The organism is Mycobacterium sp. E2462, assembly GCF_001672685.1.
Taxonomy (GTDB): domain Bacteria; phylum Actinomycetota; class Actinomycetes; order Mycobacteriales; family Mycobacteriaceae; genus Mycobacterium.
In genome coordinates this window covers 1-17,154 of sequence record NZ_LZKC01000193.1, presented here as the reverse complement: position 1 = coordinate 17,154, position 17,154 = coordinate 1, and the positions used below count along the sequence as shown (strand labels likewise).

At 66.4% G+C, this 17,154-nt stretch carries 12 protein-coding genes and 1 pseudogene; 4 read left to right on the top strand and 9 right to left on the bottom strand.

Features of this window, described 5'->3' with window-relative positions; all coding sequences use genetic code 11:
* Position 1 precedes the first annotated feature (1 nt).
* The 9 genes from eccB to A5714_RS09550 form a co-directional block, all read right to left on the bottom strand.
* Positions 2 to 1,489, bottom strand: a complete 1,488-nt coding sequence (eccB, locus tag A5714_RS09585) for a type VII secretion protein EccB (RefSeq protein ID WP_068284806.1) — start codon at positions 1,487 to 1,489, stop codon at positions 2 to 4.
* Positions 1,490 to 1,491: 2 nt separating this feature from the next.
* Complete coding sequence (locus tag A5714_RS09580) at positions 1,492 to 2,331, bottom strand: transglycosylase (RefSeq protein ID WP_068284804.1); 840 nt, start codon at positions 2,329 to 2,331, stop codon at positions 1,492 to 1,494.
* 201 nt (positions 2,332 to 2,532) lie between these two features.
* The gene (locus A5714_RS09575; protein WP_231975853.1) at positions 2,533 to 3,417 is read right to left on the bottom strand and encodes a hypothetical protein; all 885 of its coding nucleotides are present in this window, start codon (positions 3,415 to 3,417) and stop codon (positions 2,533 to 2,535) included.
* Between the two features lie 75 nt (positions 3,418 to 3,492).
* Entirely contained in the window at positions 3,493 to 4,455 is a 963-nt protein-coding gene (locus A5714_RS27585) for a DUF5631 domain-containing protein (RefSeq protein WP_369829433.1), read from the bottom strand.
* Between the two features lie 2,077 nt (positions 4,456 to 6,532).
* The gene (locus A5714_RS27050) at positions 6,533 to 6,871 is read right to left on the bottom strand and encodes a hypothetical protein (protein WP_231975851.1); all 339 of its coding nucleotides are present in this window, start codon (positions 6,869 to 6,871) and stop codon (positions 6,533 to 6,535) included.
* Between the two features lie 456 nt (positions 6,872 to 7,327).
* Complete coding sequence (locus A5714_RS09565; RefSeq protein ID WP_068284802.1) at positions 7,328 to 7,654, bottom strand: DUF2563 family protein; 327 nt, start codon at positions 7,652 to 7,654, stop codon at positions 7,328 to 7,330.
* A 100-nt stretch (positions 7,655 to 7,754) separates the two neighbouring features.
* Positions 7,755 to 9,710, bottom strand: a complete 1,956-nt coding sequence (locus tag A5714_RS09560) for an alpha/beta hydrolase (RefSeq protein ID WP_068284799.1) — start codon at positions 9,708 to 9,710, stop codon at positions 7,755 to 7,757.
* An 18-nt stretch (positions 9,711 to 9,728) separates the two neighbouring features.
* On the bottom strand, positions 9,729 to 10,241 hold the full coding sequence (locus tag A5714_RS09555) for a pullulanase (RefSeq protein WP_068284797.1): 513 nt from the start codon (positions 10,239 to 10,241) through the stop codon (positions 9,729 to 9,731).
* Between the two features lie 24 nt (positions 10,242 to 10,265).
* A complete protein-coding gene (locus tag A5714_RS09550) occupies positions 10,266 to 11,708 on the bottom strand; it encodes a CCA tRNA nucleotidyltransferase (protein ID WP_068284795.1) in 1,443 nt (480 codons plus the stop codon).
* A 125-nt stretch (positions 11,709 to 11,833) separates the two neighbouring features.
* Here A5714_RS09550 and A5714_RS25260 point away from each other — a divergent pair, with 125 nt between their 5' ends.
* From A5714_RS25260 to A5714_RS09535, 4 genes and pseudogenes are all read left to right on the top strand, one after another.
* Positions 11,834 to 13,366 (top strand): hypothetical protein, encoded by a 1,533-nt coding sequence (locus A5714_RS25260; protein ID WP_082959652.1) that lies wholly within the window; start codon positions 11,834 to 11,836, stop codon positions 13,364 to 13,366.
* A gap of 352 nt (positions 13,367 to 13,718) precedes the next feature.
* Positions 13,719 to 14,015, top strand: coding sequence for a hypothetical protein (locus A5714_RS09545; RefSeq protein WP_068284794.1), 297 nt, complete (start codon positions 13,719 to 13,721; stop codon positions 14,013 to 14,015).
* Positions 14,016 to 14,093: 78 nt separating this feature from the next.
* A complete protein-coding gene (locus A5714_RS09540; protein ID WP_068284792.1) occupies positions 14,094 to 14,828 on the top strand; it encodes an NUDIX hydrolase in 735 nt (244 codons plus the stop codon).
* Positions 14,825 to 17,086: pseudogene (locus tag A5714_RS09535) on the top strand (hypothetical protein); the annotation flags it as partial. The gene A5714_RS09540 and the pseudogene A5714_RS09535, both read left to right, overlap by 4 nt.
* Between the last annotated feature and the right edge of the window lie 68 nt (positions 17,087 to 17,154).

Sequence of the window (17,154 nt, the reverse complement as noted above, 5' to 3'; positions counted from 1 at the left end):
TCTAGCCTCCCGGTTTCGCCGATGTCGTCACCACAGCCACCTTGCCCGTCGCCGGCACCGTGTCACGGGCCACCAGCGCCGCTTCCCGCGACAGCGCCGGGCCGGCCGCGAACGTCCGCAGCAGCGGCCAGGGCGCCTGCACCGCCGAGGCGGTGTCTAGGCCCAGGGATCGCAGCGTCTCTTCGTTGGACGCGATCCCGAACCGCACACCGTTGTCGGACACCCAGAACAGCGATTCGCGCGAATCGGAGGTGATCACCCCGCTGGTCGAGGTCACGAAGTTCGCCGCGCCCGGCAACACCAGCACCTGGTTGGCCACCACCGAGGCCGGGTCGCGGTCGTCGCGCACCAGGTGCACGATCCGGTTGTCCAGGTACGACGGCGTGGGCAGGCCGCGGCCGTTGTAGACGGTGACCCGCGCCTGCGGGTCCGTCGAGCCCTTCTCCCAGGCGATGCAGGTCGTCGGGTTCGCGGTGATGTCAACGAAATTCAGGCGCTTCGTCGGGTAGTAGTCGACCGCCAGCGAACTGACCTCGGGAATGTTGACCAGCACGTCCGGCGTGACGACGCGCGGAGCCGTGGAGCCGTAGGAGTTCGCGCTGCGCAGCAGGTCGGCGACGAAGCTGGTGATCTTCTGCACGCCGTCGGGCAACAACACGTAGAACTGCTTGCCGCCGCTGGAGGTCTGCGCCTGCAGCACCGCCCCGACCTGTGAGCCCGACACCCACGTCGACGGGCTGCCGGCCAGCGGGATGGCGGGTACGCCGAGCGGCTCGGTGGCGGGCAGGCCGTCGAAGAGCGCCCGCGAAATCTCCACGGGCGCAGTCACTCCCGGGTCGAGGCCGAGGCTCAGCGTGACCGCTCGGTTCACCGGATCGATCTGTGAGCGCTTGCCGCCCCAGATCACGTAGGTGTTGCCCTCGAAGGTGACGAGCACCCCGGCGTCGTCGGGCATCGGGTCCGCGCGCTCGCCGCTGCCGAGCATGCCGGCGATCGAAGTCACCACGGGCTTTTCACCGCTGCGGGGCCGGCCGGCTGTGTCGCACACCGCCCAGGCCGACATGGCGCCGCGGTGCACCGGCATGGCCGCCGGCGCCCCGGGGATGCCGACCAACGGGCCGGTGGGGTACTTGGCAATTTCCGCGGGCTTCACCCAGGTCGGTTGTCCCGCTTGCCCGGTCGCCAACCGCGCGGACGTCAGGTTCAGCACGGGATAGAGGCGGCCCTCGATGCGAGCGTACAGCGCCCCGGAGTCGCGGTCGCCGATGATCGCCGACTCCCCCACGATGCCAGTGGGTTTGAGGACATTGAGCAGCAGCATCCATCCGCAGGCGATGGCGACCAGCAGCATCCCAAGCACCAGCGCGGCGGTCTGCTTGCGGTCGTCGTGTTTCATGCGCACCGAGAACCGGGTGGTGGCAGCCCGCAGGCGACGGTTGTAGAAGAGATGTCCCGAGTTCTGGTCACGGTTCGACAAACTCAGCGGCATGCTCAATACCCCTTAGGTGACCGGCGCGGATCGGCCTGCTGAATCTTGAGGGCAAGATCGGACGCGTCAGCCGCCACCCCGTAGCGGCCCCTCGCGTAGTTGATGAACGCGCACGCCTGCGCGACCAGGTCGTGGATGTTCGACGACGTTCCCGGTTCGTGGTAGGCCGCGAACGTCGGTCCGATGAACTGCCAGGCGCCCTTGCTGGGCGTGCCGCGCGCCGCATTGGCATCCCAACCGTTGACGGCGCCAGCGTCGTAGTTGGATTCGCGACGGGCCACCAGGTCCATGCCGCGCGCCCAGCGGGCGCGCGCGGCTGGATCGTGAATGCCCTTGATGTCCAACGCTTTACGGATGGCTTGCAGGACCCCGGCACGCCCCGACGGAAGGTGCCCGTCGGGCGTAGCCTGCCGGTGTCGGTAGCGCAGCCGTCGCAGACGCGCGGCCAGCAGCCGGGCGCGGCGGTGGGTCGCCGCGATGTGGCGGTGCTGCTGCCTTAATCGCGCGGCCATGCGGGCGGCGGCCTCGCGCCGGCCGAGCGGGGTGTCGACCGCCGGGGTGGTGTCGGCGTGGGCCGCGTCCAGGAGCGTCCGCGTCACCAGTTTGGCGTCGGTGTGTTCGGTGTGGGCCGACGCGGCGATGTGCGCGAGGGCGCGGTCGTTGTCGGCGATCCGGCGCAGCTGCGCCGTCGACTGTGCGGTCGCACGGTGCGCCAGGCCGTCGTGCGGTGCGGGGGTGACCCGGTCGGCGCCGACAATCGTCGGAACGGCGGTCTGCCCCGAGAACAGGTGGTGGCCGCGGGACAGCGCCGCGAGCGCCTGTCGCCTCAGCGGATCGGTCACCGACTCCCCTACCCTGAAACCGTCTGGCACCAGTCGGCGCCGCACCTGAAAACCACCCGTTGGCCGCGCTATTGTCCGTCGCCGCGGCCGCCTACATAGCATGCACGCATCGACGGTTGCGGTGTCAATAATCGGATTGTTCAGCAGCGACCCTAACGGCCGCCGGTGTGCGCGACCACTCACCCCGCGAGGGGGTGGGTGCTACTCCTTGGGCTCGTCTTCGTTGGGCATGATGACGATCCGCCGGCTGGGCCGGTTGGTGACGACGGTCGGTTTCGCCTCGCCCGTTTTGCCGTTGGGGTTGCTCGGCGGCACCGTCAGGCGGCCCTTCACCGGCTGCCCGTTGGGCACGCCGGGGGCCGAGATCCGCTTTTCGACGGGCTTGTCTTTATTGCCGCCTTCGCCGTGGCCGCCCATGGCGCCCGGGGGCATCATCGGCATGCCACCCATGCCGCTTTGGCCCCCGGCGGTCGGCATGCCGCCGACCGGCGGCATCGCGGGGGTCTTCGCCCCGGCGGGCGTCGTCGGCGGTGAGGAGTTAGGCACCGGCGGTGGGCCCAGCGAACTGGCCGGCGTCGTGCCGCCACCGCCGAGGCCCGCGCCGCCCCCGCCCGCGCCGCCGCCGAGGCCGGTGTCCGGTTTGACGCTGTCCACCAGGTGCGAGTCGCCAGCCAGGCTGGCACCGTGCGCGCCGCCCTGGATCGCGCTCATCAGCGGCTGCATAGCCTGCATCGCCTGCTGCGGGAGCTGCGTCAGCGGCTGCATGACGCCACCCACCGCACCGCCGAGCGCGCCGGTGACGCTTTGCAGCATTTGCTGGATCATCTGCATGTCTTGCGACGAATTCGCTTCGTTCGCGGGGAATTTGGCTTCGGCGTCCGCCGCCTTTGCTTTCCGATCAGCATCGGCCGCCTCGGCGGCTGACGCGTCACCCGGAACACCGGCGTTACCGGCCCCTCCCAGGGCGCCTTGGAGGCCGCCGGTAGCGGAAGGGTCGGGCGGCACAGGAGGGCCTATGCCGGGAATGGCCGCGGGTCGCGGATCGCCCCACGAACCTGGCACACTTTTGGTGTTCTTGGGCCCCATGCGTCACCTCCACCCCCGCGCCGACTTAGTAGCATTCTGTCACAGCAGGCGGAGACCGCCATTCACCCCGAATGCTCAACTACCAATGCGATGGTTTGTGGCGTCAAACCACGCCAGATGGTAGTTGGCGAGATACTCGTGCCCATCGATCAAAGCCTCTATCGCTGCCAGGAGCATCCAGTCACCAACAATCGCGATGCTGTGCTCGGGATACGCCGCCAAAACCGTTTGCTGTACGTCAGTGACGCATTCGCGCAGAAGCTCCGCCTCGCTATCGAGCACACCTGTTTTCCGTACAGCGGGCGCCGCAATGGCCTGCGCAATTCGCGGCAGCCCGTCGCGGCGACGCACGGCATCCACCAGGGTGGGTCCCAACTCTTCAACGTTTGGTGCAGCCGACCGGGCAAGCCTGTCCCCGCTCAACACCGGCTCGTCGGATCCCGGATCGCTGACGTAAGACTTCGGGTGGTGCGCAGCCGCGACAGTAACGGCGCCGAGCAGGTCGACCACATTGGCGTCAGGGCGCCGTGTGGCCGGCCCGAGCAACGTCACGTGCGCGGGCAACCGGACGTGCGGCGGAATCCAGCCGCCCGCAATATCGGTGACCAGGGTCGTGGTTCCGTCTTCTCGTAAGCCCGCTGCCCAGGACAATCGCGGCTCCTGACGTGCAACAGCGTTGACCAATCGCTGAAGACGCTGTTGTTCCGCCGAGCGCCCGGATGCCGCTCCGGCAGCAGCGCCTGCAGCCGCAGATGCCGCAGAAGTCCCGAGCAGGGTGGGCGATCCAGTTCCGGCCGAACCGGGTCCGGTGGCGGGCCCTCCCCGCTGCACCGACGAAACCAACGATCCACCCGCGGACGGAGACGAAGACGGTGATGGCGCGACCGGCGCACCGGAGATCGGTCCCGACGCAACCGAGAGCAGGGACGGAGGGGCGACGACGGGTGGTCGCAAGTCAGAACCGTATGCGGGTAAAGGACCTGACGAAAATGTCGAACTACCGACTGGCGCGGCCGGTGACCAGGAAGCTGCGCTCATAATCGGCGCGACTGATCCACCTCCGCTGGTAATTGGTGCCGGAGCGGTGGCTGGCGGTGCGTCAACTGGCGGTGGTCCAGCAACAAAGGCGCCCGCGCTGGGAATAGTGGGCGAGATAGTCGGCGCGGGCGCGGAAGCTTGGGGTGCCTGACCTTCAAGTGCGTTTAGCGCGCCTGTCGAAAACGCCTGACCGCCGGGGCCGGTCGCCTGCCCGGCGTTGAACCCATTCGCGAAGGTTTGGGCAAGGTTTGGCTGAAGGCCTTGACCGCCGAAACCTGCTGGCGACAGTGGCGTCCCTCCGCCGCCTGACATACCCGGCGATCCTGGCGACACGCCCCCACCCCCGGGGACATGTACGCCAGGCATTGCGGCGGGCGATGGTGCACCGGGCACCGACCCGCCTCCGAAGGCCGGCTGCGGCCCTCCCAATAGAGTGTGTCCTCCCGCAGGCACACTAGGCACAGAGCTACCACCGGCCGCCGCTGGCGAATCAGGCACAGAACCACCACCTGGCGCTGGCGAAGACCCCGGCACTGAACCGCCGCCGACGGCAGGCGTGGGGGTAGGAGACGGATTTAGCGCCTGCTCACCGATAGTAGGTGGTGGAGAAGCGCCGTCGATGTTGAAGCCATTCGTCTGCGCCCAGTTTCGTGCATCACCACCGACGCCTTCAGCATCGAGAATCTTCTGGGTCGAGGCCACCAATTTATCACCGGCGTCTCGGGCGGCATTCGCGGCGTCGGCATTGCACCGCGCTTGAATTGCCTGAACTTCCGCCAGTTGCTCCGGTGGTGGCTTCTTAGAAGCAAGGATATCGTCTATTTCTTTGTTTCCAGTCTGAGCTATCTCCGCCAGACGGCTACGTAAATAATCGATTGCGTCCGCACCCGAATTGAAAGCTGACGCCTTCGTCTGATATTTCTCTGCAAGGTCCAGGTGGAATTTCTCACCCTGCTGATAGCGCGAAATGAGGTCGTCGGCAGTGTAGCCCTCATTATGACTAGCAATCTTGGTCCACTGATTCCGCAAATGTTGCGAATAATCCTGCTGTTGCCCGGACGCGTAGCTCCAATGTTGTGCGTTACTTCGCAAAGGCGTCGATGGCGCAGGCCACCACGGCCCTACGAGCGCCGCGGACCATTTGCCGGGCGGAAGGTCAACCCCCACCGCATACCTTTTTCATCGCGGCGTCTCTTGCGTTGGCCTGGTCCAGGGCAGACCGCCATGCGGGGTCATCACTTCCTGTAGCTAAGCTTGCCCTGACTGCGACATTACTGTAGGCCTCCGCTAGGCCGAGGGCAGACTCGCGGTCGCCAGCAGCGAGTTTTGGCGACGTATCTGCTACTTCTCTCAGCATCATCGCCCCGTTAACTTCGGCAATGCCGGCGCGCTCTGGGCTTGTTCCGTTAGTTTCAATTTGCACCGCGCGGGCTGCGAGTTGGTAGCTGTCGCACAGTTTCTGGCGAGCTGCCGCGACCTCACCGGCGCTGGGCGGAGGGGGCGTGCTGATTGCAGCCGACTTTACAGACGAGGGTCGAGTCAGGGATACGACAAGAGCGGCCACGGCTATTGCGGCAACGAGGGCAACCGCCGCCGTCAGCCAAGGGCGTGGACGCGCGTCCTGGGGATTATTTGGTAGCCAGGGGCCCGAGGGCGAGTGGGCAGAGGGCTTCTCACCATAGCCATGCGGCAGGTTTTCCACCGAACGACTCCTCCCGCCTCCCCGACCAGCACGTAACAACTACTCGTAGCCACGATCTGCTTCACTGATAATTATGCAGCCATGATGTCTTCGGCAATTCACTTCATTGGTTATTGGGCCTGCGTCCTTCTTCGGCTGGTGTTGTCGGCGGTCGCCGATTATGACCCGGTGATACTTCTTCATCGTCGCGTCCTCAGCGTTTACCTCGTCGGTTACAGATCGCTATGCGGGGCCGTGGAGCCGTAGCACCCAGCTGATGTCGCCTGCACTTTGCCGTATGCCGCAGCCAGCGCGAGGGCTGCCGGCCGGTCTCCGGGCGAAATCACCGGTGCTCACATGATCACGTGCTCTGACGAGGTCTGCGGCAGCAGAGGATCATGGGTTTCCGCCGCAGGCCTTTTTCATCACGGCATCCTTTGTGTTGACATCGCTGATCGTCGACTGCCAGAGTGGGTCACTTCTCTGCTGCACGGTCGGAGCTATGGCCTGTGCATTGCTATATGCCTCAGCGAGAGCGAGCGCAGCCGTTTTGTCGGCAGGTGCGGTACCAGGCGTGGCCTCAACGGTGTGCTCGAGAATCAATGCACCATTTACGAGTGCAACGCCTGATAGAGCGGGATTATCGCCGTTCGTTGCAATTTGGACAGCGCGGGCCGCCTCGTTGTAGGCATCACAAATCTTCTTGTGCGCAGCACTTGCGTCATCGGCACTCAACGAAGGCGACGGAGAAGTAACCGCTGACGGCGTAGATCGTTTGTCGGTCGAACGAGTCATTGAAACGACGAGAGCGGTAGTGCTCAGTGCGATCGCAATTGTCGCTAACGCGACCGCTGGCCACACACGTGGACGCGGCGCTGCTTGCGTCCACGGTGGACTGCCGGGTGGAGATGCGAACGGGCCTTCACTCGGAGCTGGGGGCAAGTTCCCCGGCATCTAGATCCTCCTCAGAACTACTCATGAGCTGGTCGTCCTATAGCGACCATCGCATCCTTTTCATTGGAGCTCGTACAGAATCTATGTCAATGGGCGTTGATTCGTAACGCATACCAGGCCGGTCTGCCGGCGCTTCGATGGTTAATGTCAACGATCCAGCCCGCCTACCAGATTTTATGGTTGCTCGACGCCGTGGCCTCCGCATCATCCGCCGTCGGCTCACACACAGCGTGCTGGTTAAGTCGACATCCCCGGCCCGCCGCCAGGGCGAAGCGCCCGCAGATCGCTCGCGTTGGTGTTGTCCATATTAGTAAAACCTTTGGCGGCGAGGTGGGCCTTCGTCCCGACACCGGTCAGCGTCTCGTGGTGTGCCTGAAGCGTTTTCACGTGCTGGCCGTGTGAGGTGGTGACCGCGTCGTGGAAGGCGTCGGCGGCGCCGAAGTCGCCGAACATTCCTGACTCCAGCGGTCCTTGCGCCAACCGGTCGGCCCCATCGCGGGCGTGCCCACCGGCACGGTGGGATTGGTTGCCGCCCGAGTGCAAAAGGTCAGTGTCGACGAACATCGGATGTCCTTTCGAGTCTGCATCCCATCGCACATGCGATCCATTATGACCAGGCTAAATACCCCGCCAGGGGCGGTCAATTCACTTCGATAAGTCGCCGTCAGAACCCATGGCTGTTTGTGACGTCCGCCCTGTCCCATTCGGGATCAACGGTGATAGGCGTTGGGATCTCGAGGTGCGGCAAACGCAGCGTGCCCCACGGCGTGCGGACTTCACGCAAGCTGGAGAGCCGGCCTTCACCTCTGGGCGATGCTGTCATGCCTTCGGCCGCTAACGCCTCCCCCCGCCCCACGACGATCTCCGTCATGTTGTGCAGCGACTCACTGCCGGGGTCGTAGTAATGCGAGTGGTCGGTGAACCATGGCAGCACGCTGTGTGAACCGGTGACCTCTGCGCGGAAGCGCACCGCGCCGAAGCTGGCGTGCGCGGGGTCGGCGCCCAGACCGGCCGCGGGACCGACGGGGGCTCCGAGGAGGTCGTTGAGGCCTGTGGGTAGCCCAGTGCCGCTCTCGCCTATCCAGCTGACAGCGTCGGTTGACGCCGCACCGACGTACAGCCTTCCCCCTTGCAGATGAAAGTCCGCGGCACGAGAAGCCAGGTCCGTTCCGGGACAGCCCACTAAGACGGCGTCGTTGGCGTGCATACCCATGGTGAATGCATCGGCCACCGTCGTCGCCCCGTAGGAATGCCCGAGGACGGTTACGTGGCCAGGCGCCGGCGCTTGGTGGGTCGCCGCTAGGCCGTTGACGTCGGCGGTCAGCGCTGCGCCAGCCTGCCGCGCCATCCAAGGCGTACCGATCTCCGTTAACCTCCGGGCGTCAACCAGAGTCCGATCCCACTGTGGCGCTTCGAAAGCCGGGGCGTCGTAGCCCATCCAGGCGAGCACCGCAGTCGCCCGCGACGGATCGGCACGCAGCGACTGCTCATACAGGTTGATCGCCTCGTCGGGACCATCGGAGAACCAACCGCCCTTCACACTGCTGTTGCTCCCCGGCACCACCACGGCGGTGTTTCGGGCCGTGTCCGGGTTGCCGATGGCGATGGCAGCCCTCCCCTCGCGGCCGAACGCAACCGGATCGTAAGCCCACAGCAAGACCGGGCGTGCGTTCGGCGGGTCCGCGCCCCTGCTCAGGTCCAAGCCCTGATCGGTACGCACGGCGTTTTGATATCGGGCGACGTCTTCGGCGGACAGGCCGTAACTTTCCGGGGAGGCAAGCACTTCTCGGCCTCGGTCGTGGAGAACGTCATCCCGCAACGAGTCCGCCGCCCACCCGCGTTGTCGTGCAACGCTTTCCACCCGCTGTAGGTCATCTTTCAGCACCGCGCGGTTCACCTGGTCACGCACTTGGGCGGGGATGCCGTTGAGGTTTCCCAACTGCGGGGAGTGCTGAGCGACCAGCATGGCCTTCTGTGTGTCGTTAAGCGAAGACCACCAACTCGCAACCGACGGCGGTGCGCTGTCCGGAGGCGGGATCAACAGTTCGTCGACAGTCCTGACCTCTGACGGGTCGACACCGTCGAACCGCAGGCGCGCCACAGCGCCCTGCAAGCCCAGGGCGTACTCGTCGCGAACGCGCCTCAGCTGGAACGCAATCGCCCGCGTCTCGGCAATCGCGTCTGCGCACAGGCGGTCTATATCTGCATGCCCGGCACCGACTTCACCGTCGATGGTGGCCAAGTGGTCTTCGAGCGCACCGATGTGACGCGCCGACGTCCGCTGCGCTTCAGCCAGGGCAATGGCGAGCTGGTCCAAATCGACCGCAATCCGGGGCAGTTGTACTGCTTGCAACCCTAGTCTCGCGACGACGCGACCCACTTCGGTGGCGTCGTCGATCGGGTGCGAGCCGACTCCTCGTTCCCATGAAGCGCGGAAGAAGAACCGTGCGTGCTCGAACGCGAAGCCCGCCTCGCTCGCGCTCTGACCCGCATCGTGGAACGCCTGCGCCAGCCGAGCGATCTGTGCCGGACGGCCGGCTTGCAGACTCGCGTCAAGCACCCACGGGTCATCGCCGGCTTCGACGATCAGCATCGGAATGCTGATGTGCCGCAGTTGCATTGCTCCGGCTTCTCGCGGTCACAACGGGCTCGCGCCGTCGGCCAGCCCGTCACCGTCGGAGTCGGTCAGCCGTAGGTTCCATCTGCCATCACCATCGGTGTCGATGTACCCGGTGGTCCCACCTCCGTCGGTGGACAGTACCCGGTCGGCCAAGCCGTCGCCGTCGGTATCGAAGAGCCGGTCGTCGGGCTGGCCGTGGCCGTCGAAATCGACCAGGGGGCCGCCCGTGTGTTCGACCCCGTCAAGGCCGAACCAGCGCAGCTGGTTTCCGCCCCGCTCCGTTGCCACCCCCCACGTTCCGGACCCGTCGTCGGTGAAGTACGCCTCCGGGGTGCCATCATTGTCCAGGTCAAGGACTAGGTGGTCGGCAATGCCATCCCCGTCCAAATCGGCGAGAGCATCGTCGCGCAGACCGTCGCCGTCGAAATCAAGTGCATACGAATCGAATCGGCCGTCACCGTCCAGGTCTAAGTCCGGTTGCGCATGCCAGAACGCCGCGGTGCCGTCGTCCCCATGTAGGCAGTAATCCATGCGTAATGTGACGCTCGGCTATCGCTACGGGTTCCCCCGAGATTGCCACCACGCCAACAACTCTGCAGTCGCTTCCTCATCACTCAACGGACCGCGCTCGAGCCGCAGCTCCTTCAGGAAGCGCCACGCCTCGCCGACTTGCGGGCCGGCCGGGATGTCGAGCAACTTCATGATCTGGTTGCCGTCCAGGTCGGGACGCACCCGCGCGAGATCCTCTTGCGCAGCCAGCTCGGCGATGCGCTGCTCGAGCCGGTCGTAGCTGGACTGCAGCCGGGCGGCGCGGCGCTTGTTACGCGTCGTGCAGTCGGCGCGCACCAACTTGTGTAGCCGCGGCAGCAGCGGCCCCGCATCGGTGACATAGCGGCGCACCGCGGAATCGGTCCACTTACCCTCGCCGTAGCCGTGAAACCGCAAGTGGAGAAACACCAGCTGCGCGATGTCGTCGACCATTTGCTTCGAATACTTCAACGCGCGCAACCGCTTTCGCACCATCTTGGCGCCCACCACTTCGTGGTGGTGAAAGCTCACGCCGCCGTTGGGTTCGTGGCGGCGGGTCGCGGGCTTGCCGATGTCATGCAGCAGGGCGGCCCAGCGCAACACCAAGTCCGGGCCGTCGTCTTCGAGCGCCATCGCCTGGCGCAGCACCGTCAGCGAATGCTGATAGACGTCCTTGTGCTGGTGGTGTTCGTCGATGGCCATTTGCATGCCGCCCACCTCCGGCAACACCACCCGGCCCATCCCGGTTTGCACCAACAGGTCGATCCCGGCCACGGGGTCGGCGCCGAGCAGCAGTTTGTCCAGTTCGACGGCGACGCGTTCGGCGCTGATCCGTTCCAGCTGCGGGGCCATCTCCTCGATCGCCGCGCGCACGCGCGGCGCGACGGCGAACCCCAGCTGCGACACGAACCGCGCGGCGCGCAGCATCCGCAGTGGGTCATCGCCGAACGACCCCTCGGGGGCGGCGGGCGTGTCGAGCACCTTGTCACGCAGCGCCGCCAAACCGCCCAAGGGATCGAGGAATTCACCGGGACCCGTCCGCGTGATGCGCACCGCCATCGCGTTGACGGTGAAGTCGCGGCGGACGAGATCATCCTCGAGCCGGTCGCCGAAGCGGACCTCGGGATTGCGCGACACCTGGTCGTAGGTGTCGGCGCGGAACGTCGTGATCTCCAGCCGGTGCCCATCCTTACCGACCCCGACAGTGCCGAATTGAATCCCGGTGTCCCACAGGCTATCCGCCCAACGCCGCAGGATCTGCTTCACCTGCGGCGGGCGGGCGTCAGTAGTGAAATCGAGGTCGGGACTCAGTCTGCCTAGCAACGCATCCCGCACGGACCCGCCGACGAGGAACAGCTCGCGGCCCGCGTCCTCGAAGGCCGCGCCCAGCTCGGCGAGCATGGGCGCATGCCGGTTGAGTGCAACCGCGGCGGCGGTCAGCAACTCGGCGTCTTGGGCGGCTTCGGGCACGTTCGTTGAGCCTAGTCGGACAAGGTGTGTGAGCGGCCTCGCACCGGCTTCGGAGATGAATTGACCTGCTCACGCCGCACAGTAGCGTTATTTGTAGGTGAGAATGACCGACGACAGGTTGTGCGATGCATCTTCGATACATCAGCAGGGGCGCTTTGATCATGTTCGCCGGCGGCGACCCGTGGAAGGTCAACGCGATGTTGCAAAGCGGTCGCCCAGCGCAGATATCGCATCTCGCGCAGGCGTTTCACGACGCGGGCAGATCGACGTTGGAAGCTGAGGAGGCTTTCCGCCAAGCAAAGGCCAAGTTTGAGCAGTCGTGGACGCACGAGAACGGTGAGAACCCAATAAATGATTCTGCGGAGGTGCAGAAAGCGACCAAGCTGCTGGGCACGCAAGGTACCCAGCTGCCGCAGATTGGCGCCGACCTGCAGGCTATCGCGGCCGCTTTGGCTGATGCCCAGCGTCGCGCTGGCACCGAAATTGCAGGCCTCGAAAGCCAGCTGCTGAGCCTCGACGAACAGATCGGAGAGGCTGTCGACCTAGAGAATACGCACCCGCTCACAGCGTCGGAGAGGCAGCTTGTCGACCACCACATCGATGAACTTGAGAAGCATGCGATCGACGCTACAAAAGCATCGCTAAGCAAGTTAGAAGGTATACGTGATAACTACGCACGCCAGCTTCGGACTTCTACGGCGATTCTACGGACACACGACGGGTACAGTCCCCCTTTGATTGAGGGGGTCAGCGGTCAGGTGCCCGAAACGCCTGAGCAGCAGAAACAAGACGACCAGCGGCTGCAGAACCAAACCCGTGCGTTTCACCAGGTATTCGGGCGAGACCCGGAGTCCACGTCTGACTGGGATACCGCAGCGGCACTCGATCCTCAGACTTACGACCCAAAGTTCAAAGGCGTTAATTCGAACGTCGAAGTAGTTAGGATCCGGCCAGTACCTGGCCAGGGCGTTGTACGCGTCTCCCAGTGGATCGAACAGTACGACGTCACAAGCGCTCCTCCATGGAAGCGCGACATGGGTAATAACCGCGTCGCGAATACAAATTTTGATCCAGAAGACACCAAAGTTACCACGTACATCGACTACGAAAATGGGATCGTAGTGTTGCGTCAGAATCCCTCGGTAGAGGAAACCACGACCGGTGGACCCGGGGAGGTGCGAATCGGAACTCCTAGAGGTAGCGTATCGCAGCTGTCAGACGGATCGGTACGGGTTAAATACGACGCGGGTAATCCGTTCGCGCCAGGCGTCACTACAAATCCCAAGGGGCCAATGGAAAATCACACGATTACCGTCAACGGCGACTTGGTATTCACGCCGGGGCCAACCGGCGTACAGATAAACGGCACACGAACTGATTATCCCTCGTTGGAGGCTTATCAAGACCTTCCTGGAGGTGGAACCAAGACACTAATGATTGATCCCGCTCAGTCAGGACGATCGGGCGGCCCCGCCCTCAACTTAGAGGGTCACCACGACGTGGGTCCCCTTGGCGGAAAGGCGTTCGCACCGTTCGACAAAGGTGACTGGAACCCGCAATACGATGTCTTCGTCCCACTGCCTTCCACCGACTTCGGACCGGTCACCGCAATTCCGTCTGTTCCGCCCCTGCCTGCTGGCGGAGCCGTGCTTGCATGACCCAACCAACGGAGTCTTCATCGATGCCTACGAACCGTCGGGGCCGGCGTCTCGACGCTGCAGCGTGGCGCACTGCCACTCTGTCATCACCGTTTGTCGTTCAAGCGGTGTTAGGACTACTGCTTCTGCTGGCGTGGGCAATGGGAAAGGGTTACTACACCACGGAGAGCGGGCGCAGCGAGCGGACCTGGATTCTTACGGCTACAACGCTGACCGCCCTCGCAACGCTAACTACGAGCGCTGCGTTGTTGCGCTCACAGTCGGCTCGGCACAGAGGTCTCGGCCTGAGTGCTGGGGCGTGTTCAATTGCGGTCTGGATCGGTGGGGCCCTTTACGCCTACTTGGTGCTGCGATGAATCGTCAGTCGCCGATTAGCGCACGCGACCGATATGGGCCGACCTCGTTCCTGGTGGCTGTCGGGCACATCCTCCTCTGGGAGTTCGGCACCTGGCTCTTCTTTCCTTACTCCCTGGTGTTCGTAATCCCTGGCGTTCTCGTATACATGGCGATCGCCGCGCTGATTGCGTTGGCTACAGGAATAGTCGGCCAGGTCGGGCGGGGGATGCTTATGGGCAGCCTCGCCGTACCGCTTTCACTGGTCATCTTCGGCGGGATATGGGCCATCGCGAGTGCCATCGGCCCGCTCTGAGAACAGGTCGTGACCTGCCGCGCCTCCTCGCGGCGAGTATGTCCGGGGCGCCATGTCGTGCCAGCTACTATCGCTTGGGTGTCGGAAGGCGAAGCAGGCAAGCCGCGCCGGCGCCGGGGTCGGCGCCGCGGTCGCGGCGCCTCGGCTGCCCCCGATGCTCAACAACCTGAGAAGGCGACCGGCGACTCGACGACGACGAAGCAGCGTCGCACCCGCTCGCCGCGCCGCGCTCCTGACCAGTTGCGCACCGTCCACGAGACCTCAGCGGGCGGGCTGGTGATCGACGGCATCGACGGGCCCCGCGACGCGCAGGTCGCGGCGCTGATCGGCCGCGTCGACCGGCGCGGCCGCATGCTCTGGTCACTGCCGAAAGGGCACATCGAGCAGGGCGAAACGGCCGAGCAGACCGCCATCAGGGAGGTCGCCGAGGAGACCGGCATCCGCGGCAGTGTGCTCGCGGCGTTGGGCCGCATCGACTACTGGTTCGTCACCGACGGCCGGCGAGTCCACAAGACCGTGCACCACTACCTCATGCGCTTCTCCGGCGGCGAGCTCTCCGACGAGGACGTCGAGGTGGCGGAGGTGGCCTGGGTGCCGATCCGCGAGCTGCCGTCCCGGCTGGCCTACGCCGACGAGCGGCGCCTGGCCCAGGTCGCCGACGAGCTCATCGACAAGCTACAAAGCGACGGCCCGGCCGCCCTGCCGCCACTGCCGCCAAGCACCCCGCGGCGCCGGCCCCAGACCCACTCGCGCACCCGGCACGCGGACAAGCCGGCCACCAGCCGCAACAACGGGCACGGGCCCTCGCCGTGACGGCGCCCCGACTGCGCTGGTCCGGCCTATCGCGCCTGGCCGCCGTCCTCGGTGTCATCGCCGGCATCGCCATGCTCACCGCGCCCGTGCTGCCTCGAGCGACCGCGGGTGAGCCGGGCGTGACGCCGTTCGTGCGGGTCCGCATCGACCAGGTGACCCCGGACGTCGTGACCACCACCAGCCAGCCTGTCGTCACGGTCACCGGCATGGTGGCCAACATCGGCGACCGCCCCGTCCGCGACGTCATGGTGCGCCTCGAGCACGCCGACGCCGTCACCGGGTCAGCCGGCCTGCGTACCTCGCTGGACGGCGACACTGACGGGTACCAGCCGGCCGCGGACTTCCTCACCGTCTCGCCCGAGCTGGAGCGCGGCCAGGAGGTGGGGTTCACGCTATCGGCCCCGCTGCGCTCGCTGACCAAGCCGTCGCTGGGCGTCGACAAGCCCGGCATCTTCCCCGTCCTGGTCAACGTGAACGGGACACCCGACTACGGCGCTCCCGCGCGGCTGGACAACGCGCGCTTCCTGCTGCCGGCCGTGGGTGTGCCGCCGGATAGGGCCGACGACCTGGAATCGGCCGTCGCGCCGGACACCTCCAAACCCGTCGGGATCACGATGCTGTGGCCCCTGGCCGACCGGCCGCGGCTGTCCCCCGGCGTCCCCGGCGGCACGATCCCGGTGCGGCTCATCGACGACGACCTGGCCACCTCCCTGGCCCCCGGCGGCCGGCTGGACATCCTATTGGCGGCGGCCGAGGTCGCCACCAGCCACGACGTCGACCCCGACGGCGCCGTCGACCGGGCGCTGTGCCTGGCGGTCGACCCTGACTTGCTGGTCACCGTCAACGCGATGACCGCCGGCTACGTCGTGTCCAACTCCCCCGACGGGCCGGCCCAGTTGCCGGGCACCCCGACCCACCCGGGCACCGGCCAAGCCACCGCGGCCCAATGGCTGAGCCGGCTGCGCGCCCTGGCGCACCGGACCTGTGTGGCGCCGCTGCCCTACGCCGAGGCCGATCTCGACGCCCTGCAACGCGTCAACGATCCCGGGTTGAGCGCCACCGCCACCACCACGATCGGCGGCATCGTCGACAAGATCCTCGACGTCGCCTCCGTCCGCGGCGCCACCCTGCTGCCCGACGGCCCGTTGACCGACCGGGCCGTCAAGCTGCTCAACGGCAGCGGCCCCACGGTCACGGTCGCCGCGGCCAACCTGTCGGCGGACTCCCCGGGGCCCGGCGTCGACACCGCGCCCCGCCGGCTGTCCCCGCAGGTGGTCGTCGCGCCGTTCGACCCGGCCGTCGGCGCCGCACTGGCCGGGGCCGGGGCCGCCCCCGAGGTGCCGACCTACCTCGACCCGTCGCTGACGATCCGCCTCGCCCACGACTCAGTGACCGCGCGGCGCCAAGACGCCCTGGGCTCCATCTTCTGGCACGCGCTGCGCCACGACGACACGCCGCGCACCCAGGTCCTCGTCCCGCCCGCGGCGTGGAACCTGCAGGCCGACGACGCGCAGGTCATCCTCACCGCGCTGACCACCAGCATCCGGTCCGGGCTGGCGGTGCCGCGCCCGCTGCCCGCGGTGGTCGCCGACGCCACGCAGGCCGCCGCCGGCGCGGGCCAGCCGCCCGAGGAGCTGGGCGCCTACACCGCGGCCCGGGGCCGCTTCGGTGACGACGTCACCGCGGACATCACCGGGCAGATCGGCCGGCTGTGGGGTTTCACCGCGGCGTTGGACACCGACGACCGCACCGGCCTGACCGGCGCCCAGTACACCGCGCCGCTGCGCGAGGACATGCTGCGGGCGCTGAGCCAGTCGGAGCCGCCCGACACCCGCAACGGCCTGGCCCAGCAGCGGATGGTCGTCGTCGCTAAGACCATCAATGACCTGTTCGGCGCCGTGACGATCGTCAACCCCGGCGGCTCGTACACCCTGGCCACCGAGCACAGCCCGCTGCCGCTGGCCTTGCACAACGGGCTGGCCGTTCCCATCCGGGTGCGGTTGCAGCTCGACACCCCGCCGGGGATGACCGTCACCGACGTCGGGCAGATCGAACTGCCGCCCGGCTACCTGCCGCTGCGGGTCCCTATCGAGGTGAACTTCACTCAGCGGGTCGCCATCGACGCCAGCCTGCGCACGCCCGACGGCCTGCGGCTGGGCGAGCCGGTGCGCCTGTCGGTGCATTCCAACGCCTACGGCAAGGTGCTGTTCGCCATCACGCTGACCGCCGCGGCGGTGCTGGTGACCCTGGCCGGCCGATCTGCCCGGTGATGTCCGCGGTGACGTCGTCACCGAAGCGGCCCCGGGCCGCGGTGTAGGCGCCCAGC

Excerpts from the sequence above, each read along its gene's own strand:
- A5714_RS09560 (WP_068284799.1), bottom strand. The coding sequence starts at position 9,710 with ATGCAACTGCGGCACATCAGCATTCCGATGCTGATCGTCGAAGCCGGC.
- A5714_RS27585 (WP_369829433.1), bottom strand. The coding sequence starts at position 4,455 with ATGAGCGCAGCTTCCTGGTCACCGGCCGCGCCAGTCGGTAGTTCGACA.
- A5714_RS09575 (WP_231975853.1), bottom strand. The coding sequence starts at position 3,417 with ATGGGGCCCAAGAACACCAAAAGTGTGCCAGGTTCGTGGGGCGATCCG.
- eccB (WP_068284806.1), bottom strand. The coding sequence starts at position 1,489 with ATGCCGCTGAGTTTGTCGAACCGTGACCAGAACTCGGGACATCTCTTC.
- A5714_RS09545 (WP_068284794.1), top strand. The coding sequence starts at position 13,719 with ATGAATCGTCAGTCGCCGATTAGCGCACGCGACCGATATGGGCCGACC.
- A5714_RS25260 (WP_082959652.1), top strand. The coding sequence starts at position 11,834 with ATGCATCTTCGATACATCAGCAGGGGCGCTTTGATCATGTTCGCCGGC.
- A5714_RS09555 (WP_068284797.1), bottom strand. The coding sequence starts at position 10,241 with ATGGATTACTGCCTACATGGGGACGACGGCACCGCGGCGTTCTGGCAT.
- A5714_RS09565 (WP_068284802.1), bottom strand. The coding sequence starts at position 7,654 with ATGTTCGTCGACACTGACCTTTTGCACTCGGGCGGCAACCAATCCCAC.